The organism is Pseudomonas sp. NPDC090233 (assembly GCF_044772285.1).
Classification (GTDB): domain Bacteria; phylum Pseudomonadota; class Gammaproteobacteria; order Pseudomonadales; family Pseudomonadaceae; genus Aquipseudomonas.
The window spans coordinates 312,566-335,949 of sequence record NZ_JBIVYQ010000007.1; the positions used below are offsets into that span (position 1 = coordinate 312,566).

Consider the following 23,384-nt stretch of genomic DNA (forward strand, 5'->3'; position numbering starts at 1 on the left):
GAGGATCATGCGCGCGCTACCTCTCTTGTCGCTGCTGTTAGGCAGCTGCATGACGGTGCCAGCGTTGGCAGCCAACTCTTCGCCTGAGGCGAGTGAGTGGTTGAACAAGCTGGCACAAGCCGAGCAAAAGCAGAGTTACCAGGGCTCTTTCGTCTACGAACGAAATGGCAGCTTCTCTTCCCACGATATCTGGCATCGCGTCCAGGACGGCAAGGTCAGCGAGCGGCTAATGCAGCTCGATGGCTCCGCCCAGGAAATCGTGCGCGTGGATGGCAAAGTGCAGTGCGTCAGCGGTGCCCTGGCCAGTGGAGTGAGCACCCTGCCCGACGCTGCGCCGCGCATGCTCGATCCCCTCAAGTTGATGAGCTGGTACGACCTGGGTGTTGCGGGAAAGGCGCGTGTCGCCGGCCGCGATGCCGTGATCGTCACGCTGACGCCTCGTGACCAGCACCGTTACGCCTTTGAGCTGCATCTGGACAGCAAGACCGGTTTGCCGCTGCGCTCGTTGATGCTTAACGACAAGGGGCAATTGCTCGAACGCTTCCAGATGACCCGCCTCGATACTGACGACCTGCCTACCGACGCCGATCTGCAGGCCAGTGCCGCATGCAAGCCGGTGGAGCGCATGGCCACTGCGAAGACCGAGGCCGTTGCAGGCTGGCGATCTGATTGGGTGCCACCAGGTTTCGAGCTGATCAACAGCACGGTACGCCGTGACACTTCCCGCGACAGTTCTGTCAGTAGCCTGATGTATGACGACGGCTTGGCGCGTTTCTCGGTATTTCTCGAACCGGTGAAGGAAGATGCCTCCGCTGATGTACGGACCCAACTCGGGCCTACCTCGGCTGTTTCGCGACGCCTGAACACGCCCAAGGGCAAAGTGATGGTAACTGTGGTGGGTGAAATTCCGCTGGGTACCGCTGAGCGCATTGCGTTGTCGATGCGGGCTCAGGATACCCAGGCGCGCCAGTGACAGCGCGCTTTTTCAGCTAATACCAAAGCGTACGGACATGCGGCTGAAATGAAATTAAAGCATTGTCATTTGCAATCCTTCGTCAAATTTTTTATAGGTCAGGCTTCTTGGAGTCTGGCCTTTCCTGCTTCTGCAGGGGTCTTACGCTAACTACGCTCGTTGTGACGGGAGCCGTATGTCAATACCACGCTTGAAATCCTACCTATCGATGTTCGCCGCCGTGCTCATGCTCGGCCAGGTGCTCACCGCCCAGGCGCAGGAAGCCCTTCCGGACTTCACGACCCTGGTCGAGCAGGCCTCGCCGGCCGTGGTCAACATCAGTACCAAGCAAAAACTGCCGGACCGCCGCATGGCAGCCGGGCAGATGCCAGACCTCGAAGGCCTGCCGCCGATGTTCCGCGAGTTCTTCGAGCGCAACATTCCGCAACAGCCGCGTTCGCCCCGGGGGGATCGCCAGCGTGAGGCCCAGTCGCTGGGTTCTGGCTTCATCATCTCCAGTGATGGATACGTGCTGACCAACAACCACGTGGTCGCCGATGCTGACGAAATCATCGTCCGCCTGTCGGACCGCAGCGAGTTGCAGGCCAAGCTGGTCGGCACCGACCCGCGCACCGACGTGGCGCTGCTCAAGGTAGAAGGCAAGAACCTGCCGACCGTCAAGCTGGGCGATTCCGAGAAGCTCAAGGTGGGTGAGTGGGTACTGGCCATCGGTTCGCCGTTCGGCTTTGACCACTCGGTGACCAAAGGTATCGTCAGCGCCAAGGGGCGGACCCTGCCCAATGACACCTACGTGCCGTTCATTCAGACCGACGTGGCCATCAACCCAGGCAACTCCGGTGGCCCTTTGTTCAACATGAACGGCGAAGTGGTGGGCATCAACTCGCAGATCTTCACCCGCTCGGGCGGTTTCATGGGCCTGTCGTTCGCCATTCCGATCGATGTCGCGCTGGATGTTTCCAATCAGCTGAAAAAAGACGGCAAGGTTAGCCGCGGCTGGCTGGGCGTCGTGATTCAGGAGGTCAACAAGGACCTGGCTGAGTCGTTCGGCCTAGACAAGCCGGCCGGTGCCCTGGTAGCCCAGGTACTGGAAGACGGCCCGGCAGCCAAGAGCGGCCTGCAGGTAGGTGATGTGATCCTGAGCATGAATGGCCAGCCGATCGTCATGTCGGCCGACCTGCCGCACCTGGTCGGCACGTTGAAGGATGGCGCCAAGGCCAAGCTTGAGATCATCCGCAACGGCAAGCGCCAGAATCTGGATGTGACCATTGGAGCGATGCCCGATGACGATGCCGATATCGGCACCGGCACCGGCGCTGACGGCAGCGCCGAGCGCAGCAGCAACCGCCTGGGTGTGTCGGTCTCCGACCTGACTGCCGAGCAGAAAAAGTCGCTGGAACTCAAGGGTGGCGTGGTCATCAAGGAAGTTCAGGATGGTCCGGCAGCGATGATCGGCCTGCGTCCGGGTGATGTCATCAGCCACCTGAACAACCAGGCGATCGCTTCGGCCAAGCAATTCACCGAAATCGCCAAGGACCTGCCGAAAAACCGTTCGGTGTCCATGCGCGTGCTGCGTCAGGGGCGTGCCAGCTTCATCACGTTCAAACTGGCGGAATAAGTAGCTTTGCAAGGCGAAAAGGGCAGCTTCGGCTGCCCTTTTTCATGAACGTTCACAATTGTTTGCCGGAATTGGCGGGTAAGGTGCGACAGAGGAATCTCCCATATCCCTGCTGGTTAAGGTACAATTCCCGGCTATTTTTCGGCGGGCGTCCGGCTCGCAGCCTTTTCCGAGTGTTGACCCGTGAGTGATTTGAGTCATATCCGCAATTTCTCCATCATCGCCCACATCGACCATGGCAAGTCGACGCTGGCCGACCGTTTCATCCAGATGTGCGGTGGCCTGTCGGCGCGCGAAATGGAAGCCCAGGTCCTCGACTCCATGGACCTTGAACGCGAGCGCGGGATCACCATCAAGGCCCACAGCGTTACCCTTCACTACAAGGCGCAGGACGGCAAGACCTACCAGCTGAACTTCATCGACACGCCCGGCCACGTCGACTTCACCTATGAAGTCTCGCGTTCGCTGGCTGCCTGTGAAGGTGCGCTGCTGGTGGTGGATGCCGGCCAGGGCGTTGAAGCCCAGTCCGTCGCCAACTGCTACACCGCCATCGAGCAAGGCCTCGAAGTGATGCCGGTGCTGAACAAGATGGACCTGCCCCAGGCCGACCCGGACCGCGTCAAGGACGAGATCGAGAAGATCATCGGCATCGACGCCACCGACGCCGTGGCCTGCAGCGCCAAGAGCGGCATGGGTGTCGATGAAGTGCTCGAGCGTCTGGTGCACACCATTCCAGCGCCCGAAGGCGAGATCGATGCCCCGCTGCAGGCATTGATCATCGACTCCTGGTTCGACAACTACCTGGGCGTGGTCTCGTTGGTGCGTGTGCGCCACGGCCGTGTCAAGAAAGGCGACAAAATCCTGGTCAAGTCCACCGGCAAGGTGCACCTGGTCGACAGCGTCGGTGTCTTCACCCCGAAACACACCCAGACCGCTGATCTGAAAGCCGGTGAAGTAGGCTTCATCATTGCCAGCATCAAGGACATCCACGGTGCACCGGTCGGTGACACCCTGACCCTGTCCTCGACCCCGGAAGTCGAAGTGCTGTCGGGCTTCAAGAAGATCCAGCCACAGGTCTACGCCGGCCTGTTCCCGGTCAGCTCCGACGATTTCGAGGACTTCCGCGATGCACTGCAGAAGCTGACCCTCAACGATTCGTCGCTGCAATACATGCCGGAAAGCTCCGACGCACTGGGCTTCGGCTTCCGTTGCGGCTTCCTCGGCATGCTGCACATGGAGATCATCCAGGAGCGCCTGGAGCGCGAATACGACCTGGACCTGATCACCACGGCGCCGAGCGTGATCTACGAGCTTGAGCTCAAAACCGGTGAAACCATCGTCGTCGACAACCCGTCGAAGCTGCCTGACGTCTCGTCGGTCACCGATTTCCGCGAGCCGATCGTCACCGCGACCATCCTGGTGCCGCAGGAGCACTTGGGTAACGTCATCACCCTGTGCATCGAGAAGCGTGGCGTGCAGCGCGACATGCAGTTCCTCGGCAGCCAGGTGCAGGTGCGCTACGACATGCCGATGAACGAAGTGGTGCTGGACTTCTTCGACCGCCTCAAGTCCACCAGCCGTGGCTATGCTTCGCTGGACTATCATTTCGATCGCTACCAGTCGGCCAACCTGGTCAAACTGGATGTACTGATCAACGGCGACAAGGTCGATGCCCTGGCATTGATCGTGCACCGCGACAACGCGGCCTACAAAGGCCGTGCGTTGACCGAGAAGATGAAGGAGCTGATCCCTCGGCAGATGTTCGATGTGGCGATCCAGGCAGCCATCGGCGGTCAGATCATTGCGCGGACAACCGTCAAGGCGCTCAGAAAGAACGTACTGGCCAAGTGCTACGGCGGTGACGTCAGTCGTAAGAAAAAGCTGCTGGAGAAGCAGAAGGCCGGTAAGAAACGCATGAAACAGGTCGGTAACGTGGAAATTCCACAAGAAGCCTTCCTCGCCGTGCTCAGGTTGGATAGCTAGGTCCTATGTCGCTAAATTTCCCGCTGTTGCTAGTCATCGCCGTCGCCGTTTGCGGTCTGTTGGGCTTGATCGACTTGCTGTTCCTGGCCCCGCGCCGGCGGGCAGCGATCGCCAACTACCAGGGTAGCGTCACCCAGCCCGAAATGGCTGTAGTGGAGCGCCTGAACAAAGAACCGCTGCTGGTCGAATACGGCAAGTCGTTCTTTCCGGTGCTGTTCATCGTGCTGGTGTTGCGTTCGTTCCTGGTCGAGCCGTTCCAGATCCCTTCGGGGTCGATGAAGCCGACCCTGGAAGTGGGCGACTTTATCCTGGTGAACAAGTTCTCCTACGGCATTCGCCTGCCGGTGATCGACAAGAAGGTCATCGAGGTCGGTGACCCGCAACGCGGCGATGTGATGGTGTTCCGTTATCCGAGCGACCCGAACGTCAACTACATCAAGCGTGTAGTCGGCCTGCCGGGCGATCAGATTCGCTACACCAGCGACAAGCGGTTGTTCGTCAATGGTCAGCCGATTGCCGAGCAACTGGTTGGCGCTGAACCGGGTACTTTGGGCAGCGCCGAGCTGTACAAGGAAAAACTGGGTGCGGCCGAGCACCTGATCCGCAAGGAAATGACTCGTTATCGCATGCCGCCGGACCAGCAATGGACCGTGCCGGCTGGCCATTACTTCATGATGGGCGACAACCGCGACAACTCCAACGACAGCCGTTACTGGGATGATCCGAACATTCCCAAGGAACTGCACGGCATGGTTCCGGACCGCAACATCGTAGGCAAGGCCTTCGCGGTCTGGATGAGCTGGCCAGAGCCAAAACTCAGCCACATGCCCAACTTGTCGCGGGTCGGCCTGATCCATTGATACCCTTCGGCGCTGTCCATAGACAGCGCCGAATGCATTTCTGACATAGGCTGTGTTCTCAGGGATCGAGCGTTTCGTTGCTTGCCGCAACGGGCCACAGCCAAACAGTCTTTCAGGAAGTTGATTTGAACAACGCGTTGAACAACCAACGGGTGGCTGCATGAGTGCTTCCCTTGCCCGTCTCGAGCGTAAGCTCGGTTACACCTTCAAGGACCAGGACCAGATGGTGCTGGCCCTGACTCACCGCAGCTACGCCGGGCGCAACAACGAGCGCCTGGAGTTTCTCGGTGATGCCATTCTCAACTTCGTCGCTGGCGAAGCGCTGTTCGAGCGCTTCCCCCAGGCCCGCGAAGGCCAGTTGTCGCGCCTGCGCGCCCGCCTGGTCAAGGGAGAAACCCTGGCCCGTCTGGCCCGTGGTTTCGATCTGGGTGAGTACCTACGCCTGGGTTCTGGTGAACTGAAGAGCGGCGGTTTCCGCCGTGAGTCGATCCTGGCCGATGCCCTCGAAGCCCTGATCGGTGCCATCTACCTGGACGCCGACATGCAGACCGCCCGCGAGCGCGTGCTGGCCTGGCTGACCGACGAGTTCGAAAGCCTGACCTTGGTCGACACCAACAAAGACCCGAAAACACGCCTGCAGGAATATCTGCAGTCGCGTAGCTGTGAGCTGCCTCGTTACGAGGTGGTCGACATCCAGGGCGAACCGCACTGCCGTACCTTCTTCGTCGAATGCGAAGTGGTACTGCTGAACAACAAGAGCCGTGGCCAAGGCGTGAGCCGGCGTATTGCCGAGCAAGTCGCCGCTGCCGCTGCATTGATCGCCCTGGGCGTGGAGAATGGCAATGACTGAGAACAATCCGACCCGCTGCGGTTACGTGGCCATCGTCGGCCGCCCGAACGTGGGCAAGTCGACCTTGCTCAACCACATCCTCGGTCAGAAGCTGGCGATCACTTCGCGCAAGCCGCAGACCACTCGCCACAACATGCTCGGCATCAAGACCGAGGGTGATGTGCAGGCGATCTATGTCGATACCCCCGGCATGCACAAGGCCAACGACAAGGCCTTGAACCGCTACATGAACCGCAATGCCTCGGCGGCCCTGAAGGACGTCGATGTGGTGATCTTCGTGGTCGACCGCACGCGCTGGACCGACGAGGACCAGCTGGTGCTCGAACGTGTGCAGTACGTAACCGGCCCGCTGATCATCGCGGTCAACAAGACGGACCGCATGGAAGAGAAGGCCGAGCTGATCCCGCACCTGAAATGGTTGCAGGAGCAACTGCCGAATGCCGAAGTGGTGCCGATCTCCGCCCAACAGGGGCACAACCTCGAATCGCTGGAGGGCTTGATCGCCAAGCACCTGCCGGAAAACGAGCACTTCTTCCCGGAAGATCAGATCACTGACCGCAGCAGCCGATTCCTCGCCGCTGAGCTGGTACGCGAGAAGATCATGCGCCAGCTCGGTGCGGAGCTGCCGTACCAGATCACCGTGGAAATCGAAGAGTTCAAGCAGCAGGGCCATGTGCTGCACATCCACGCGTTGATCCTGGTCGAGCGTGACGGCCAGAAGAAAATCATCATTGGCGACAAGGGCGAGCGCATCAAACGCATCGGCTCCGACGCACGCAAGGACATGGAAACCCTGTTCGACGCCAAGGTCATGCTCAACCTGTGGGTCAAGGTCAAGGGCGGCTGGTCCGACGACGAGCGCGCGCTGCGCTCGCTGGGCTACGGCGACCTGTAACCGTCCCGAGCAATTGGCATACCCTGTGGGAGCGGCTTTGGCCGCGAATCAAGCGACGCGGTGGATGGCACCGGCTTCGCCGGTGTTCGCGGCTGAAGCTGCTCCCACAGTTGTTTACAGCCCAAGAGATCGGAAATGGAACAACCTGTCGGCCAGCCGGCCTACGTGCTGCACAGCCGTGCCTACAAGGAAACCAGCGCGCTGGTGGACTTCTTCACGCCGCAAGGCCGCTTGCGCGCAGTCTTGCGCCGCGCACGCGGCAAAGGTGGCAGCCTGGTGCGGCCGTTTGTGCCGCTGGAAGTGGAGTTGCGCGGGCGCGGCGAACTGAAAAACGTCGGGCGAATGGACAGCGTTGGTATCGCGGCCTGGCTGCACGGCGATGCGCTGTTCAGCGGGCTGTACCTCAACGAACTGCTGATGCGCCTGCTGCCCGCCGAAGCACCGCAGCCCGAGCTCTTCGAGCATTACGCCCTGACCCTGCAAGCCCTGGCGGCCGGACGCCCGCTCGAACCGTTGCTACGTTCCTTCGAGTGGCGCCTGCTGGAAGACCTCGGTTACGCCTTCGCGCTGGACCACGACGTCAACGACCAGCCCGTCGAAGTCGATGGCCTGTACCGCTTGCGGGTCGATGCCGGCCTTGAGCGTGTCCAACTGGTGCAACCCGGCCTGTTCAACGGTACCGAACTGTTGGCCTTGGCCAAGGCCGAGTGGGAGGCGCCCGGCGCTCTGCTCGCAGCCAAGCGTCTGATGCGCCAGGCACTCGCGGTGCACCTGGGGCCAAAACCCCTGGTCAGCCGGGAACTGTTTCGCAAGCGCTGAGCACGTCGTATGCTGTGGGGCTAAATCTTCAGGAGAGCCTTTCGTGACTCACAGCAACCGCATGCTTCTCGGCGTCAACATCGACCACGTGGCGACCCTGCGCCAGGCCCGCGGCACTCGGTACCCGGACCCTGTCAAAGCGGCGCTGGACGCCGAGGAAGCCGGCGCGGACGGCATCACCGTGCACCTGCGTGAAGACCGCCGACACATCCAGGAGCGCGATGTGCTGGTGCTCAAGGACGTGCTGCAAACGCGCATGAACTTCGAAATGGGCGTTACCGAAGAGATGATGGCCTTTGCCGACAAGATCCGCCCGGCGCATATCTGCCTGGTGCCGGAAACACGCCAGGAGCTGACCACCGAGGGTGGCCTGGATGTGGCAGGGCAGGAGGCGCGGATCAAGGCTGCGGTGGAGCGCCTGTCGCGCACTGGCGCTGAAGTGTCGCTGTTCATCGATGCGGACGAACGGCAGATCGAAGCTTCGCGCCGTGTTGGTGCCCCCGCGATCGAACTGCATACCGGCCGCTATGCCGACGCTGAAACCCCGACTGAAGTGGCCGAGGAGCTAAAGCGTGTCGCCGATGGTGTCGCCTTCGGCATTGGCCAGGGGCTGATCGTCAATGCCGGGCATGGCTTGCACTACCACAACGTCGAAGCGGTAGCGGCAATCAAAGGCATCAATGAGCTGAACATTGGCCATGCGCTGGTGGCCCATGCGCTGTTCGTCGGCTTCAAGGCGGCGGTGGCCGAGATGAAGGCGCTGATCGTCCAGGCTTCGCGCTGATCCAACGACCCTTATTCAGCCTGGAAAACCAGGCTGAATCGGGTTGGGCCGGTGGGGCTGCTGCTGACCTCGACCCGCCCGCCATGCAGCTGCATGATCGACTTCACGATCGCCAACCCAAGTCCGGTCCCGCCTTCCAGCCGGGAACGTCCCGACCCGGCCCGGTAGAAGCGTTCGAACAGCTGCGGCAGATGTTCCTCGGCGACTCCCGGCCCCTGGTTGGCCACCGATAGCCAGACCTCGTTGCCATGGCGTTCGATGCCCACGCTGACCGCCTGGTCGTCCGTACTGTGCCGAATGGCATTGCTCAGCAGGTTGGACAGCGCGCGCTGGAACATCAGCCTGTCCGCCAGCGCCGTGCCCCAACCCTGTAACCGAAGTGTCAGCCCTTTATGTTCGGCACTGAAAGTAAACCACTCCATCACCTGCTCGGCCTCATCTGCCAACCTGAGCGGCTTGAGTGCCACCTGCGCCTGCGGCTGGCTGACCTGGGCCAGGAACAGCATGTCGTTGATGATGCGGTTGAGCCGGGTCAGTTCCTCGATGCTGTCTTCCAGCACTTCGCGGTAATTTTCGCTCTCCCGCTCGCGGGCCAGGGTCACTTGGGCCTTGCCCATCAGATTGCTCAAGGGCGTGCGCAGTTCATGGGCGAGGTCGTCGGAGAACTGTGACAACTGACGTACACCCTGGTCGAGCCGGTCAAGCATCACGTTGATGCTACGCGCCAACTCGGCGAGTTCCAGCGGCAGCCCGGTGTCGGGCAGGCGGTGCTGCAGGTCCTGCGCCGACACTCTTCCGGCGATGCGCCGGAAGTGTCTTAGCGGCTTGAGGCCACGGTGCATCAGCCACCAGGCGCCTGCGCCAATCAAAACCAGCAGCAGCGGCAGGGCGAGCAAGGTCGAGCGCAGGTAAGCCTGAAGCAGGGCGCTGTCGTCGGCACGGTCGAGCGACATCATCACCCGCACCGGGGTTTCGTCACGCAGATGCATCAGGCGAGTCGCGGTGAGGATCTGCTTGCCAGCGCTGTCACGCCATTCGTGGTAGCCCAGGCGCGCCTCGGTGCGCAGCTCGCCTACCTGCGAATCCAGGGGCGGGCCGAGGCTGAGCAGGTGCGGGTGGCGGCCTTCGAGTGCCAACACGGTGAGGCTGAGATTGTCGTGGCCCATCACCAGGTCGAGCAGTGGGTGGGCGCGGGTGCCCAGGTCCTCAGTGCGCAGGTCGACCCGCAGATTGTGCTCCACTTGCAACATCTTGCGCGCCAGGTCCTTGCGCGCTCGGCTGTCCAGCTCATGGTCGAGGGCGACTACCGCCAGGCAGGCCAGCAGCAACACCAGCGCGGCGCCCATCAGGGTCACGCTAAGGCCCAGACGAACGGACAGGCTGGCCTGCTTCACGCGCGCGCTTCCAGCACGTAGCCAACACCGCGCAAGGTGTGGATGAGTTTGTCCTCGAAGGGGTCGTCGATCTTCGCGCGCAGGCGGCGGATCGATACCTCGACCACATTGGTGTCGCAATCGAAGTTCATGTCCCACACCAGCGAAATGATCTGGGTACGCGACAGGACTTCACCGCTTTGGCGCATCAGCAGGTGCAGCAGGGCGAATTCCTTGGCGGTCAGGTCGATCCGCTGCCCGGCACGGTAGGCTCGGTGGCGGCCTGGGTCCATCTCAAGGTCGGCGACGCGCAGGGTGCTGGGCTGCAATTGCTGGTCGTTGCGCCGCAGCAGGCTGCGGATGCGCGCCAGCAGCTCGGGGAACTCGAATGGCTTGAGCAGATAGTCATCGGCACCCAGGTCCAGCCCTTTGACCCGGTCGGCGAGGCGACCGTGGGCGGTAAGCATCATGATGCGCGTGGCCGACTCGGCGCGCAGCCGTTGCAGCACCGTCCAGCCATCGAGTTCAGGCAGGTTGACGTCGAGGATGACCAGGTCGTATGCCTGCTGGCGAGCCAGGTGCAAGCCATCGGTGCCGGTGTGAGCGCAGTCGACCACGTAGCCGTTTTCGCGCAGGCCTTGTTGCAAATAGTCGGCGGTACGCAGTTCGTCCTCGATGATCAATAGGCGCATTGGAGGCTCGGGAAGTTGAAAAGGGGCGATTCTCGACCCTGTAGTGGTGTCAGGGTCAAGCGGCTGCATGTTACTGGATGAGAAAAGCTGAGCGGTGCAGATAACGGATTTGTAATCCTGGTGTTATCTGGCTGTTCATACGGGGCTCTTCACATTGCAGGACTGTAATTCCTGCCTCACCTTGGCGTTAGCTAAGCCTCGCTAGGATGGCCGCATCTGATCGGTTATCACGAGGCAAACCTGATGAACCTGAGCAAATACCTGCTGCTGGCGATCCTCGCCCTGGGCAGCACCAGCGTCTACGCCGAAGGTGGCGCCGAACGTTCCCAGCAGTTCTGGGAAGCATTCCGCCAGGACCAGGAGCGTTTGTACGGTGACAAGCAGCAGGCGATCGCCGAACGCAAGGCGCAAGAGCAGGCCCGCGAGGTAGCCAAGGACTAGCACTGTACCCCCTGCGCCGTGTCAGCTCCTCGCCGCCGGGGTATTCGGGCGCCCAGACGGGCGCCTTTTTTATTTGCGCGCCAGCAACGTGGCGCGGCGCGGGGCCGGCAGGCCTTCGACGGTCTTGCTTGGGTCGTTCGGGTCGAGGAAGTCGCCAAGCGACTGGTAGCGCATCCACTCGGTGCTGCGCTGCTCTTCGAGGCTGGTCACGCTGACGTCAACGCAGCGCACGTCGCTGAAGCCGGCGCGGCGCAGCCAGCGTTCCAGCGCGGGTACCGAGGGCAGATACCAGACGTTACGCATCTGTGCGTATCGGTCTTCGGGCACCAGCACCTGGTTTTCGTCGCCTTCGATCACCAAGGTCTCCAACACCAGTTCGCCGCCTTTGACCAGGCAGTCCTTGAGCGCCAGCAAGTGCTCGATGGGCGAGCGGCGGTGGTAGAACACGCCCATGGAGAACACCGTGTCGAAGCCTTCGAGGTTGGACGGCAGCTCTTCCAGCGCAAATGGCAGGTGCCAGGCGGGCAGGTCGGGCAAGTACTGCTGCACCGCCTGGAACTGGCAGAAGAACAGCCAATTGGGGTCGACGCCAATAACCATGTCGGCGCCGGCACCGAGCATCCGCCACTGGTAGTAGCCGTTGCCGCAACCGACGTCGAGCACGCGCTTGCCCTTGAGGTCCAGGTGCGGGCCGACCCGCGACCATTTCCAGTCCGAGCGCCATTCGGTGTCCACGTGCACGCCGAACAGATCGAACGGCCCTTTGCGCCAGGGTGAGAGGCCCATCAGCGCTTCGCGCATCTGCACACGGGTGGCGTCGTCGCAGTCACAGTCGAGGCGCAAGCCGTCGACCAGATCGATTTCGCTGGGTTGCAAAGCCGGCAAGGCATCGAGGGCGCCGCGCCAGCGATCGAGGTCGCCGTGGCCTTTTTCCAGCTTGGCATCCAGTTGTGCTTGCAGGCCTTGCGACCAGGAAGCCAGGGGCGTGCCCGCCAAGCGGCGGACGAGAGGGGACAGATCGATCATGGCAAGGCTATCAGCGAGGTGAAGTTAAGGCATTGGAACCACGGCACCACCTTGCTGAAACCCGCGGCGCGCAAGCGCTCGGTGTGGGTTTGCAGGGTGTCTGGCTTCATCACGTTCTCGATGGCGCTGCGCTTCTGGGCGATCTCCAGTTCGCTGTAGCCATTGGCCCGTTTGAAGTCCAGGTGCAGTTCGTTGAGCAGGGTCTGCTCCTCGTCATCGGCAAAACGCAGTTTCTCCGAGAGGATCAGCGCGCCACCGGGCAGCAGGGCCTGACGGATGCGGCCCAGCAGCGCCAGGCGTTGCTCGGGGGCGATGAACTGCAAGGTGAAGTTCATCGCCACCACCGAGGCGGGCTCGAAGGGCAGGGTCAGGATGTCGGCTTCCAGCACCTGCACCGGCAACAGTTCCTGGAACATCGAGTCCTGCGCGTTGAGGTACTGGCGGCAGCGCTCGACCATGGCGGCGGAGTTGTCCACGGCGATCACCCGGCAACCATCGCTGCGCACATGCCGGCGCAACGACTGGGTTACGGCGCCCAGCGAGGCGCCGAGGTCGTACAGCGCAGTGTTCGGCTGGGCGAAGCGCGCTGCGAGCACGCCGAGGTTCTCGACGATGGTCGGGTAACCGGGCACCGAGCGCTTGATCATGTCCGGGAACACGCGCACCACGTCTTCGTTGAACACGAAGTCGGGGACTTGCTCCAGAGGCTGGGCGAAAAGGCGGTCGGGCTGTTTGCTCACGGTGAATCCAGGCGGCTGACAAGAGGCAGGGCCGGCATTCTAGCCAAACCGCGGCAAGGATGCATGATTGGCTGACCAGCGCTTTGCGCTCATTCAACCCGCACAGCGCAATCGAAGGTCTGCACCGGGCGTACTTCCGGCGCCCAGGGCTGTTGGTAGACCAGCACCAGATGCCCTTCGCCGGCCGCACGTCCCTCGAAACGCCAGGTCGAGATGCCTGCGCTACCGACGATACCCGCGTCCTCCGGAGCGCTGTACACCTCGGGGCCGAGGCTGCGCAGGACGTTCGAGGCGGGGTTCTGCACCAGCCAGCGGTAGCCGGTGGTGGGGTTGCTGGGCAGGGTCAGGGTGAGTGGCTGACCGACCTGCAGGCGCTTGGGGCATTCGCTTTCGGCGTCCAGTTCGACGGGTTCACGCGGGTGTTGGGCGCAGGCGGTGAGCAGGGCGAGGCTCAGGGGAACGAGCAGACGAGGGGCAGTCATGGTGGCTCCAGAGGCGGGCGATGGCCTGAGGATAACCGAAGTTCGTAGGGTATTGTGTGGCCAGTGCCGGCCTCTTCGCGGGCAAGGCCGCGAAGAGGCTGGTGCAGTTAAAAGAGAACCTTGGCCACGTCGGCAAAGCGCTTGGCAAAGTGCACGGTCAGCCCTTCACGCAAGTACTCCGGCAACTCTTCGAAATCGCCGCGGTTCGGCTCCGGCAGAATCAGCTCGAAGATCTTCTGCCGCCGCGCCGCAATTACCTTTTCGCGCACCCCGCCAATCGGCAGCACCTGCCCGGTAAGGGTCAACTCGCCGGTCATGGCCACACCCTTCTTCGGCGCCTGGTCGCGGGCCAGCGAAAGGAGGGCACTGGCCATGGTGATGCCGGCACTCGGGCCGTCCTTGGGCGTGGCGCCTTCGGGCACGTGCAGGTGAATGAACGCTTCGTTGAAGAAGCCCGGATCACCGCCAAACTGCTTGAGGTTGGAGCTCACGTAGCTGTAGGCGATCTCGGCGGATTCCTTCATCACGTCACCCAGCTTGCCGGTCAGCTTGAAGCCGCGGTTCAGGGTATGAATGCGGGTGGCTTCGATCGGCAGGGTCGCACCGCCCATGCTGGTCCAGGCCAGGCCGGTGATCACCCCCTTGCCAGCGAGCACCTGCTCACTACGGAACACTGGCATGCCGAGTGAGGCCTCCAGGTCCTTTGGGCCGATCTTCAGCTTGGCATCCGGGTTTTCAAGCAGCTTGACCACGGCCTTGCGCACCAGTTTGCCCAGTTGTTTTTCCAGCTGGCGCACGCCGGCTTCGCGGGCGTAACCCTCGATCACCAGGCGCAGCGCGCTGTCGCTGATGCTCAGGCTGGTCTTGGCCACACCGGCCTTTTCCAGCTGCTTGGGCCACAGGTGGCGCTTGGCGATGGCCAGTTTTTCTTCGGTGATGTAACCGGACAGGCGGATCACTTCCATCCGGTCGAGCAACGGGCCGGGGATCGAATCCAGGGTGTTGGCGGTACACACGAACAGCACCTTGGACAGGTCCAGGCGCAGGTCCAGGTAATGGTCGAGGAAGTCGACGTTCTGCTCGGGGTCGAGGGTTTCCAGCAGCGCCGAGGCCGGGTCGCCCTGGTAGCTCTGGCCCATCTTGTCGATTTCGTCGAGCATGATCACCGGGTTCATCACCTCGACATCCTTCAGCGCCTGCACCAGCTTGCCTGGCTGGGCGCCGATGTAGGTGCGACGGTGGCCCTTGATCTCTGCTTCGTCGCGCATGCCGCCGACACTGAAACGGTAGAACGGCCGGCCGAGGGATTCGGCGATGGACTTGCCGATGCTGGTCTTGCCCACGCCGGGCGGGCCCACCAGCAACACGATCGAGCCGCTGATCTCGCCTTTCCAGGCGCCTACAGCGAGGAATTCGAGGATGCGTTCCTTGATGTCGTCCAGGCCGGCGTGGTGCTGGTCGAGCACTTTGCGCGCATGCTTGAGGTCAAGTTTGTCCTTGCCGTACACGCCCCAGGGCAAGGCGCTGGCCCATTCCAGGTAGTTGCGCGTCACGGCATATTCCGGCGAGCCGGTTTCGAGGATGGCCAGCTTGGCCATTTCTTCATCGATGCGCTTTTTAGCCTGCGCCGGCAGGGTCTTGCCTTGCAGGCGCTGTTCGAACTGTTCGAGGTCGGCGCTGCGGTCGTCCTTGGTCAGGCCCAGCTCCTGCTGGATGACCTTGAGCTGCTCCTTGAGGAAGAACTCGCGCTGGTGCTCGCCGATCTGCCGGTTGACCTCGGCCGAGATCTCGTTCTGCAGGCGCGCGACTTCGACTTCCTTGCGCAGCATCGGCAGCACTTTCTCCATGCGCTTGAGCATGGGCACGCAGTCGAGCACTTCCTGCAGCTGGTTGCCGGTGGCCGAAGTGAGTGCGGCGGCAAAGTCGGTGAGCGGGGACGGGTCGTTGGGGCTGAAGCGGTTGAGGTAATTCTTCAGCTCTTCGCTGTACAGCGGGTTGAGCGGCAGCAGCTCCTTGATCGCGTTGATCAGGGCCATGCCGTAGGCCTTGACCTCATCGGTCGGCTCGCTTGGCTGGCGCGGGTACTCAACCTCGACCAGATACGGCGGGCGATGGTGCTTGAGCCAGGTGCGGATACGCACGCGCGTCAGGCCTTGGGCGACGAACTGCAGCTTGCCGTTTTCACGGCTGGCATGGTGCACCTTGACCAGGGTGCCGTATTCCGGCAGGGCCGAGGTGTCGAAGTGGCGGTGGTCTTCCGGCGGGGTGTCCATGAAGAACAGCGCCAGGCAGTGGTCCGGGGACTTGGCCACCAGGTCGAGGGTTTCGGCCCACGGCTCTTCATTGACGATGACCGGCAGCACCTGGGCCGGGAAAAATGGGCGGTTGTGAATCGGGATCACGTAGACCTTGTCCGGCAATTGCTGGCCGGGAAGGGCGAGGGCGTGGCCATGACCGGCTTCGGCCTGGGCATCGAGGTGTTCGACTTCGCTGTGTTCGTCGGGTTGTTCCGGGAAATCCTGCTGGTCGCTCATGGGGCACCTGCGTGAATGACTATGGTGCTTAGATGGGGCGCGGTGGGATGGGTTTCAAGCTTCTAGCTTCATGCTTGAAGCTGCAAGAAAAAAGCGGGACCGTGCAGGCCCCGCTTTCTCTTGCTACTTGCAGCTTGCCGCTTGAAGCTTAGTCGGCGAGTTTGTAAGCGATGATGTAATCGCCCATCTTGGTACCCAGCGAGCCATGGCCACCGGCGACGATCAGCACGTACTGCTTGCCGTCCTTGCCGCTGTAGGTCATTGGTGTGGCCTGGCCACCCGCTGGCAGGCGGGCTTTCCACAGTTCCTTGCCGTCGTTCACGTCATAGGCGCGCAGGTACTGGTCTAGGGTGCCGCTGAGGAAGCCGACGCCACCGGCAGTGACGATCGAACCGCCCATGCTCGGTACGCCGACGGGCAGGCCGATCGGCACCGGGGTGCTGTCATGGGTGGTGCCGTTCTTGCGCTTCCACACCACCTTGTTGGTGAACAGGTCGATGGCTGCCACGTAACCCCAGGCCGGTGCCTGGCACGGTACGCCCAGCGGCGACATGAACGGGTGCATGATCACCGCGTATGGCGCGCCGGTGTTCGGCTGCACGCCGCTGGTCTCGCTTTCGCGCTTGCTGCCGGCGGCAACTTGCTCTCGGGGTACCATCTTCGACACGAAGGCCATGTAGTTGGGCGAGGTGAACAGCAGCTGGCGCACGGGGTCGACCGAGACGCCGCCCCAGTTGAACACGCCGACGTTGCCCGGGTAGACCAGCGAGCCTTGCTCGGATGGCGGGGTGTACTGGCCTTCGTAGCGCAGTTCGCGGAACTGGATACGGCACAGCATCTGGTCGAACGGTGTGGCGCCCCACATGGACTGTTCGGTCAGGTCCGGGCCGAGCAGGTTGAGGTCGGAGCGGGCCTGGGTCGGTGCGGTGTGGTCACCCTTGACCGCGCCCTGCGGCACCGGGATCTCGCGGATCGGCACGATCGGCGTGCCGTCGCGGCGGTCGAGCACGTACAGGCTGCCCTGCTTGGTCGGCACGATGATCGCGGGTTTGACGTCGTCCTTGGTCTTCAGGTGCACCAGGGTTGGCTGGCTGCCGACGTCCATGTCCCACAGGTCGTGGTGGGTGAACTGGTAGTTCCAGCGCGCCTTGCCGGTGGCCAGGTCCAGGGCGACCACGCCGGCGCTGTACTTCTCGGCGCCTGGGGTACGGTTGGCGCCGTACTGGTCAGGGGTCTGGTTGCCCAGCGGCAGGTAGACCATGCCCAGGTCTTCATCGACGCTGGCCAGCGACCACATGTTGGCCGAGTTGCGGCTGTAGGTCTTGCCTGGAGCCAGTGGCTTGGTGTCGTCCGGGTTGTTGCTGTCCCAGTTCCACACCAGGCGGCCGTCGTGCACGTCATAGGCGCGGATTACGCCGGATGGCTCGTTGGTCGATTCGTTGTCGGTGACATGGCCGCCGATGATCACCAGGCTGCGGGTGACCGCCACGGGCGAGGTCGAGTAGTAACCGCCGGCAGTGAACGGGCCGATACCGGTGGTCAGGTCGATCGCGCCCTGGTTGGCGAAGCCTTCGCAGACTTTGCCGTTGTCGGCGTTGATGGCGATCAGGCGAGCGTCGGCGGTCGGCAGGTAGAGGCGGCGCGGGCAGGCCTGGGCGACGGCCTGGCCTGCGTCAGAGACTTTTGGCGCAGGGCTGCCATCGCGGCTGACGTAGCTGTTCTCGTCGTAGTACGAGACGCCGCGGCAGGTCATGTGAGCAAAGCCCTTGAACGTGCCGACTGGGGTCTTGATCTGCGGGTCGTAGCGCCAGATCTCGGCGCCGGTGTCCGGGTCCAGGGCCAGCACCTTGCTGTGGGCGGTGCAGGCGTACAGCATGCCGTTGGCCTTCAGCGGGGTGTTTTCGTTGGTCAGCTCCACCGGGTCGTTGTCGGTGGGCAGGTCACCGGTGCGGATGCGCCAGGCCTCTTCCAGGCGGTAAGCATTCTGCGCGGTGATCTGGCGCAGCGGCGAATAACGGTCGCCGTGTTCGGTGCGGCCATAGGCTTGCCAGTCACCGTCCGGCATGGCCGGGGCGGCGCTGCCCATTTCACTGTTGTCGCGGCCCAGTTCGCCGAACACTTCACCCGGGTGGGTGAACTGGCTGCCCAGCGCGCAGGCGCCGGAGGCCACTACTGCAACACTGAGCAGGGCCATATTGGCCTTGTTGGCCGGCCCGGTCAGCGGGCGACGCGCCCACGGCAGCAGCAGTACCACGCCAATGGCGAACCAGATGGCCAGGCGTGGCACCAGTTGCCACCAGTCCAGGCCCACTTCCAGCAGCGCCCACGCGGTGCTGCCCAGCAGCACCAGGCCGTACAGGCCCAGGGCCAGGCGGCGCTGGGCCAGCAGCAGGACGCCCGACAGGGCGAAGCCGATACCGGCGATCAGGTAATACAGCGACCCGCCCAGCTGGCTCAGCTTGATGCCGCCTGCCAGCAGGGCCAGGCCCATCAGCAACAGCAACACGCCCAGCAGGCGCGGTAGCCAGCGGCTTCCATTCTTGGCACCGTCAGTGCTCATCGTATGTTCTCCGTTAGGTGAATGATTGTCAGAAAGTGCTTTGGATCTTCAGGCCGCCGACCAGGGCATCGTCGACCTGCGACACCCCGCCCGGATGGCGGATGTACTGCAGGTTCGGGCGTACCGTGAGCCAGTCGGCCAGGTGAATGCCGTAATACAGCTCGGCGCTGTATTCGGTGTCCTGTACAGGGAGGAAACCGGGGTTGTCATAGTCGTCGAGGCCTGCGGCCTGATTGGCCAGGCGGGCGTTCTTGCGATAGCCGGGGTTGACGTGCACGCGGGCGAGGGCGAAACCGATGTCGTCCTTGGCGCGGGCGTCGAAGGGCCCCTTGTATACCAGTCCTGCCTGCACATAGTTGTCGATGGCATTGGTCTTCTTGTCGTGCACCGTGGCGTTGGCGAACAGGCTCAGGCCGCGCGACTGGTCGGAAGCGAGCGAGGTGACCTGTTGCTGGGCGCCGATCCACAGGCCGTGCTTGCTCGAACTGCTGCGGTAGGCGGCGCCACTGATGGCGGCCGGCTGGCCGTTGCTGTCCTTTAGAACGTCCTGTGCCTTGGCATTACTGTAGTAGTACCCGGCGCGATATTCCCCTTTCAGGCCATTGACCCGTGGGCTCCAGACCAGTTCGATCGGCATGACTGCGCCCTGGGTGCCGCTGCCGCTAAGCTTGAAACCGTTGCCGGATTCAAGGTTGGAGGGGTTCTGCTCGAACACGCCGATCTGGGCGTAGAGCGCATCGTTCAAGTTGTAGCGCACGCGCAGCGCCCACTGGCTGACCGGCCAGTTGTACCAGATGCCGCCGACCCAGTTGCCCACCTGCGAGCCGCAGAAGGCCAGGTTCTGGAAGTCGCAAGGGAAGCTGTTGAAGTCCTCACCCTCGCCGAAGCGACCGATTTTCACGTCCAGGGCGCCATCGAAGTATTTCTGCTTGATCCACATCTGCGTCAGCCGCCAGGTTTCGCCACGGCCCCAGACTTCCTGGGCGGAGGTGAAACCGCCAACGCGCGGGTCGTTGATGCGGTCGTTGCTGATGTTGTCACCGTGGCGTTCGGTGATGGTCAGCTGCAGCTCGGTGTCGTGCCAGCCGAGGATTTTCTCCAGGTCCAGGTGGCTGCCGAAGGTGAACTGGTCGCTGTAGCGCGCCGTGCGGTCGTGGTCGTAGCCTCCGTGCAGGTTGCTGCCCATCTCGCCGGTGTAGCCGAGGGTGAAGTCGTAGCCTTTTTCCAGCAGCTCGCTGCGGGTGCCGCCCCAGTCGCCGAGCATCCAGGGGGAGTCGCTGGCGAACATGTCGCTGGCGCTGACGCCAGGTGACAGGCTGGCGGCGAGGGCAATCAGGGCAGGGCCGGTGTAGCGGGTTCTAAGCATGAGATAGCGCTATCTTTTGATTATTGAAAAACGGCAAGCGCACCGAGGAGCGGGCTCTTCGATGGAAATGGCGACAGGGATAGGTGAGTGAAGCGATTCAGCTTGCGGCGGGGAGGATATAGGGGAATTTGTAAGAAAAAAAGACAAATTGTCGCAGGTAATTATTACCGAATGGGCAACAATGTAGGTTTTATGTGAACGGTGGGAGCGGCTTCAGCCGCGAACACCGGCGAAGCCGGTGCCAGCCATCGCGTCGCTCGCTTCGCGGCTGAAGCCGCTCCCACTGGGTCATCCAGCAATCTGAAATCAGAAGGTTGTACGCAACCCTACCTCAACGCTGCGCCCTGGCGCTGGCGCGATATCCCGCAAAATCGAACTGGCATAGCGCACCGTTTGATCCGTCAGGTTCTCCCCGCGCACGAACGCCAGCCATTGGCTCTGGCCGATGTCGAACTTGTAGCCGACACTCGCGCCAAGCGTGGTATAGCCATCGGTACTGGTTTCATTGTCGGGCTTGCGGTGTTGCGACGCCGCATGCTGCACATCCACCCGGGCCTGCCAGCGGTCCAGTTCCCAGACCAGCCCGCTGTTCAGCCGCAGCGGTGCAATACGTGGCAACGGCTCGCCGCTGTCGAGGTTCTTGGCCCGGGTGTAATCACCCGACAGCTCCAGCGCAAAGCTGCCGTAGCGGTTTTCGACCAGTTGCCAGCGGTCCTGGGCTTCGATGCCGTAGAAGCGTGCCCTTACGCCCTGGTACTGATACTCGGGGAAGCCGCCGTCGTCATGATCGTGGTCGTGATCCTCGTCATCATGGTCGTGGTCATGCCCTTCGCGCAGGTTGCCCGTGCCGATCAGCCCGATGTAATTGCGGAAGTGGCTATAGAACACCCCGACACTGCCCTTGTGAGTGCCGTTGTCGAAGCGCAACGCCAGGTCGGCGGAGATGGCTTTCTCTTTGTTCAGGCTGGCATCGCCCACTTCGTAAGCCCCGGTGGCGACGTGGGCGCCGTTGGCGTACAGCTCGTAGAACGTCGGCGCACGTTCGGTGTAACCGAGGTTGGCCGCCAGCGCCCATACCGGGTCGAGCTGATACACGGCGCCTGACGACAGGCTGAAGGCGTTGAAGCTGCTGGCGCTGTCGGCGTCGACGAAATTCTCGTTGCCCTTGGCATCCGGGTCGACGCGGGTATGTTCCAGGCGCGCGCCGAGGCTCAGGTTGAGGCGCTCGGTGGCCTGCCATTGTTCGAGCATGAACAGCGCCAGGCTGTCGGTATCGGTATGTGGCACGAAGGCTTCTTCACCCAGCGCCGAAAACTCGTTGCGGCTGACCTGCGCACCAATCACGCCCTCAAGCGGGCCGATCGGCTGGTGGCGGGCCTCGATGCGCGCCTCGTAGCCTTTGTTCTTGAAGGTGGTGTGCACCTCGCCTTCTTCGATCTCGCTGTGCTCGTAGTCGGTGTAGCCGGCATCGACCTTGACCGAGCTGAACGGGCCATCGAGGTCACGCAGTTCGGAGGCGAACGCGTAGTGATCCTGTTTCATGTCCAGGCGCACGCCCGATTCGGCCACCGAACCGTAGTTGCTGTCGTAACGGCTGTAGGAAAGCCCCGCGTAGCCGTGATCCCAGTGATAGGAACCGCCAATCGCGCCGCCGTCCTGGCGACCGTCGCTGTTCTCAAGGCGATGTTTGCTGCCGGGCTCGTCGGCGTCGCGAACCTTGGAACTGCGGGCATAGCCAGGGATGCGCAAGTCGTTGAACTGGCGGCTGTTGGCGTCCAGGTGCAGGGCAAAAGTGCCGTCGCCGGCTTCCAGCTTACCGGCGCTGCTGCGTGTGGTGTCGGCGCCGCCGTAGCGCAGTTCGCCAGCGCCGTGGATGCCCTCGATCGGTGCATCGGGGATGCGGTTGTCGAAGGTGTTTACCACGCCGCCGATGGCGTTGCCGCCGTACAGCAGGGCGGCCGGGCCACGAACGATTTCGACGCGCTCGACGGTGACCGGGTCCAGCGGTACCGCGTGATCGTAGGACAGCGCCGAGGCATCCAGGGCGCCGACGCCGTTGCGCAGAATGCGGATACGGTCGCCATCCAGGCCACGGATTACCGGGCGGCTGGCGCCGGGGCCGAACCAGGTGGAGGCCACACCTGGCTGTTTGTTGAGGGTTTCACCGAGGCTGCCGTGCTGTTGTTGCAGCAGGTCATCGCCTTCGAGCACGGTGCTCGGGGCGGCTAGCTGGCGATTACCCAATGGGTTGGCGGTGATGACCTGGGGTTCGAGTTCCACGGCGTGGCTGGGCGATGAAGCCAACCAGAGGGCGACGGCGAGGGGTGAGAGGCGCAGTGATGAGCACAACATGGGAAAGTGACGGTCCTTGGCAGAGGCTTTTGTATTGTTACTGTATAACATCACTATTTCAGCACAGAGCTTTTATCGATTGCCAGCGGTTTTTGTCATGGGGTACTGCGCCTCTTCGCCACTACACTCGTGTAAGGTGCGCATCTTTCAAACGCTGGAGCACTGGCATGAGCACGGCCCAACACAACGCGCTGCACGGCAAGACCCTCGAACAGATCCTCACCGAGCTGGTGGCGCACTACCAATGGCAGGGCCTGGCCGAGCGGGTTGATGTGCGCTGCTTCAAGAGCAACCCGACCATCAAGTCGAGCCTGACCTTCCTGCGCAAAACGCCGTGGGCGCGGGAGAAGGTCGAGCAGCTGTACGTGAAGCTGCAGCGCAACGCCTGAGATGCCGCGTCATCCCTGGTTGACCCTGGCCGCCGTGCTCGGCTGGCTGGGCTTGACGGTGCAGATATACTTGGTGCTGGTGGCGCGCTGGCAGGAGCAGGCCAGCCTGATCGGCGGGCTGATCAATGTGTTCGGTTATTTCACGGTGCTGACCAACACCCTGGTGGCGACGGTGCTCAGCTACGCGGCCTTCGGGCGCGAATCGCGCGCCAAGCGCTTCTTCCTGATGCCTTCGGTGAGTTCAGCGGTAGCCGCCAGCATCGTGCTGGCGGCGCTGGCTTACAGCGTGTTGCTGCGCCACCTGTGGCAACCGCAGGGGTGGCAGTGGCTGGCGGATGAGTTGCTGCACGATGTGATGCCTGCGCTGTACGTGCTGTACTGGTGGTTCGCGGTGCCCAAGGGGCATTTGCGGCTCTGGCACCTTGCGGTCTGGGCACTGTACCCGGCGGTGTACTTTGCTTACGCGTTGTGGCGAGGGAGCGAGATTGGCATGTATGCCTATCCGTTCATCGACGTGGCGAGCCTGGGGTATGGGCAGGTGATGCTCAATGCGCTCGGGGTGCTGGCGGGGTTCTGGGGGATTGGGTTGGTGCTGTTGGGGCTGGATCGGTGGCAAGGGCGGCGGCTTGTTTAGCCTGTGCCGGCCTCTT

Annotated in this window: 20 protein-coding genes; 11 read left to right on the forward strand and 9 right to left on the reverse strand. The window is 62.6% G+C overall.

The features are described from left to right. Positions 1 to 7 precede the first annotated feature (7 nt). The 8 genes from ACIQUF_RS21220 (at position 8) to pdxJ (ending at position 8,779) form a co-directional block, all read left to right on the forward strand. Complete coding sequence (locus ACIQUF_RS21220; protein WP_403135081.1) at positions 8 to 973, forward strand: MucB/RseB C-terminal domain-containing protein; 966 nt, start codon at positions 8 to 10, stop codon at positions 971 to 973. A 208-nt stretch (positions 974 to 1,181) separates the two neighbouring features. Beyond that, entirely contained in the window at positions 1,182 to 2,588 is a 1,407-nt protein-coding gene (locus ACIQUF_RS21225; RefSeq protein ID WP_403135332.1) for a DegQ family serine endoprotease, read from the forward strand. 183 nt (positions 2,589 to 2,771) lie between these two features. Beyond that, positions 2,772 to 4,571 (forward strand): translation elongation factor 4, encoded by a 1,800-nt coding sequence (gene lepA / locus ACIQUF_RS21230; RefSeq protein ID WP_403135083.1) that lies wholly within the window; start codon positions 2,772 to 2,774, stop codon positions 4,569 to 4,571. A 5-nt stretch (positions 4,572 to 4,576) separates the two neighbouring features. Beyond that, the gene (gene lepB, locus ACIQUF_RS21235) at positions 4,577 to 5,431 is read left to right on the forward strand and encodes a signal peptidase I (RefSeq protein ID WP_403135086.1); all 855 of its coding nucleotides are present in this window, start codon (positions 4,577 to 4,579) and stop codon (positions 5,429 to 5,431) included. 160 nt (positions 5,432 to 5,591) lie between these two features. Then, on the forward strand, positions 5,592 to 6,281 hold the full coding sequence (gene rnc, locus ACIQUF_RS21240; protein ID WP_400800335.1) for a ribonuclease III: 690 nt from the start codon (positions 5,592 to 5,594) through the stop codon (positions 6,279 to 6,281). Then, positions 6,274 to 7,176 (forward strand): GTPase Era, encoded by a 903-nt coding sequence (gene era / locus ACIQUF_RS21245; RefSeq protein WP_400800338.1) that lies wholly within the window; start codon positions 6,274 to 6,276, stop codon positions 7,174 to 7,176. The genes rnc and era overlap by 8 nt, the downstream gene beginning before the upstream one ends. Positions 7,177 to 7,311: 135 nt before the next feature. Next, on the forward strand, positions 7,312 to 7,995 hold the full coding sequence (gene recO, locus ACIQUF_RS21250) for a DNA repair protein RecO (protein WP_403135088.1): 684 nt from the start codon (positions 7,312 to 7,314) through the stop codon (positions 7,993 to 7,995). A 61-nt stretch (positions 7,996 to 8,056) separates the two neighbouring features. Then, complete coding sequence (gene pdxJ / locus ACIQUF_RS21255; protein WP_403135333.1) at positions 8,057 to 8,779, forward strand: pyridoxine 5'-phosphate synthase; 723 nt, start codon at positions 8,057 to 8,059, stop codon at positions 8,777 to 8,779. 11 nt (positions 8,780 to 8,790) lie between these two features. Here pdxJ and ACIQUF_RS21260 read toward each other — a convergent pair whose 3' ends face one another. Both ACIQUF_RS21260 and ACIQUF_RS21265 read right to left on the reverse strand, forming a co-directional pair. Then, positions 8,791 to 10,173 (reverse strand): heavy metal sensor histidine kinase, encoded by a 1,383-nt coding sequence (locus tag ACIQUF_RS21260; RefSeq protein ID WP_403135090.1) that lies wholly within the window; start codon positions 10,171 to 10,173, stop codon positions 8,791 to 8,793. Further along, entirely contained in the window at positions 10,170 to 10,844 is a 675-nt protein-coding gene (locus tag ACIQUF_RS21265) for a heavy metal response regulator transcription factor (RefSeq protein WP_403135092.1), read from the reverse strand. Before ACIQUF_RS21265 ends, ACIQUF_RS21260 begins: the two co-directional genes overlap by 4 nt. 243 nt (positions 10,845 to 11,087) lie before the next feature. On the opposite strand from ACIQUF_RS21265, the gene ACIQUF_RS21270 reads away from it, so the two are divergent. Next, on the forward strand, positions 11,088 to 11,285 hold the full coding sequence (locus ACIQUF_RS21270) for a hypothetical protein (protein ID WP_403135093.1): 198 nt from the start codon (positions 11,088 to 11,090) through the stop codon (positions 11,283 to 11,285). Positions 11,286 to 11,354: 69 nt separating this feature from the next. Here the strand turns inward: ACIQUF_RS21270 and cmoB are convergent, their stop codons facing one another. The 7 genes from cmoB to ACIQUF_RS21305 form a co-directional block, all read right to left on the reverse strand. Beyond that, positions 11,355 to 12,311, reverse strand: a complete 957-nt coding sequence (cmoB, locus tag ACIQUF_RS21275) for a tRNA 5-methoxyuridine(34)/uridine 5-oxyacetic acid(34) synthase CmoB (protein ID WP_403135094.1) — start codon at positions 12,309 to 12,311, stop codon at positions 11,355 to 11,357. Further along, complete coding sequence (gene cmoA / locus ACIQUF_RS21280; protein WP_403135095.1) at positions 12,308 to 13,051, reverse strand: carboxy-S-adenosyl-L-methionine synthase CmoA; 744 nt, start codon at positions 13,049 to 13,051, stop codon at positions 12,308 to 12,310. Before cmoA ends, cmoB begins: the two co-directional genes overlap by 4 nt. 89 nt (positions 13,052 to 13,140) lie before the next feature. After that, positions 13,141 to 13,533 carry a protease inhibitor I42 family protein gene (locus ACIQUF_RS21285; protein WP_403135096.1) on the reverse strand — a complete coding sequence of 131 codons (393 nt, stop codon included), beginning with the start codon at positions 13,531 to 13,533 and terminating at the stop codon, positions 13,141 to 13,143. 107 nt (positions 13,534 to 13,640) lie between these two features. Next, on the reverse strand, positions 13,641 to 16,067 hold the full coding sequence (gene lon / locus ACIQUF_RS21290; RefSeq protein WP_403135098.1) for an endopeptidase La: 2,427 nt from the start codon (positions 16,065 to 16,067) through the stop codon (positions 13,641 to 13,643). Positions 16,068 to 16,215: 148 nt separating this feature from the next. Continuing rightward, positions 16,216 to 18,627, reverse strand: a complete 2,412-nt coding sequence (locus ACIQUF_RS21295; RefSeq protein WP_403135099.1) for a glucose/quinate/shikimate family membrane-bound PQQ-dependent dehydrogenase — start codon at positions 18,625 to 18,627, stop codon at positions 16,216 to 16,218. A gap of 28 nt (positions 18,628 to 18,655) precedes the next feature. Next, on the reverse strand, positions 18,656 to 19,993 hold the full coding sequence (locus tag ACIQUF_RS21300) for a carbohydrate porin (RefSeq protein ID WP_403135102.1): 1,338 nt from the start codon (positions 19,991 to 19,993) through the stop codon (positions 18,656 to 18,658). 306 nt (positions 19,994 to 20,299) lie between these two features. Next, on the reverse strand, positions 20,300 to 22,345 hold the full coding sequence (locus ACIQUF_RS21305; protein WP_403135105.1) for a TonB-dependent receptor: 2,046 nt from the start codon (positions 22,343 to 22,345) through the stop codon (positions 20,300 to 20,302). 167 nt (positions 22,346 to 22,512) lie between these two features. Here ACIQUF_RS21305 and ACIQUF_RS21310 point away from each other — a divergent pair, with 167 nt between their 5' ends. Together ACIQUF_RS21310 and ACIQUF_RS21315 are read left to right on the forward strand one after the other, a co-directional pair. Further along, positions 22,513 to 22,734, forward strand: coding sequence for a VF530 family DNA-binding protein (locus ACIQUF_RS21310; protein WP_095064225.1), 222 nt, complete (start codon positions 22,513 to 22,515; stop codon positions 22,732 to 22,734). 1 nt (position 22,735) lies between these two features. Further along, a complete protein-coding gene (locus ACIQUF_RS21315; RefSeq protein ID WP_403135108.1) occupies positions 22,736 to 23,368 on the forward strand; it encodes a Pr6Pr family membrane protein in 633 nt (210 codons plus the stop codon). The last annotated feature ends 16 nt before the right edge of the window (positions 23,369 to 23,384 follow it).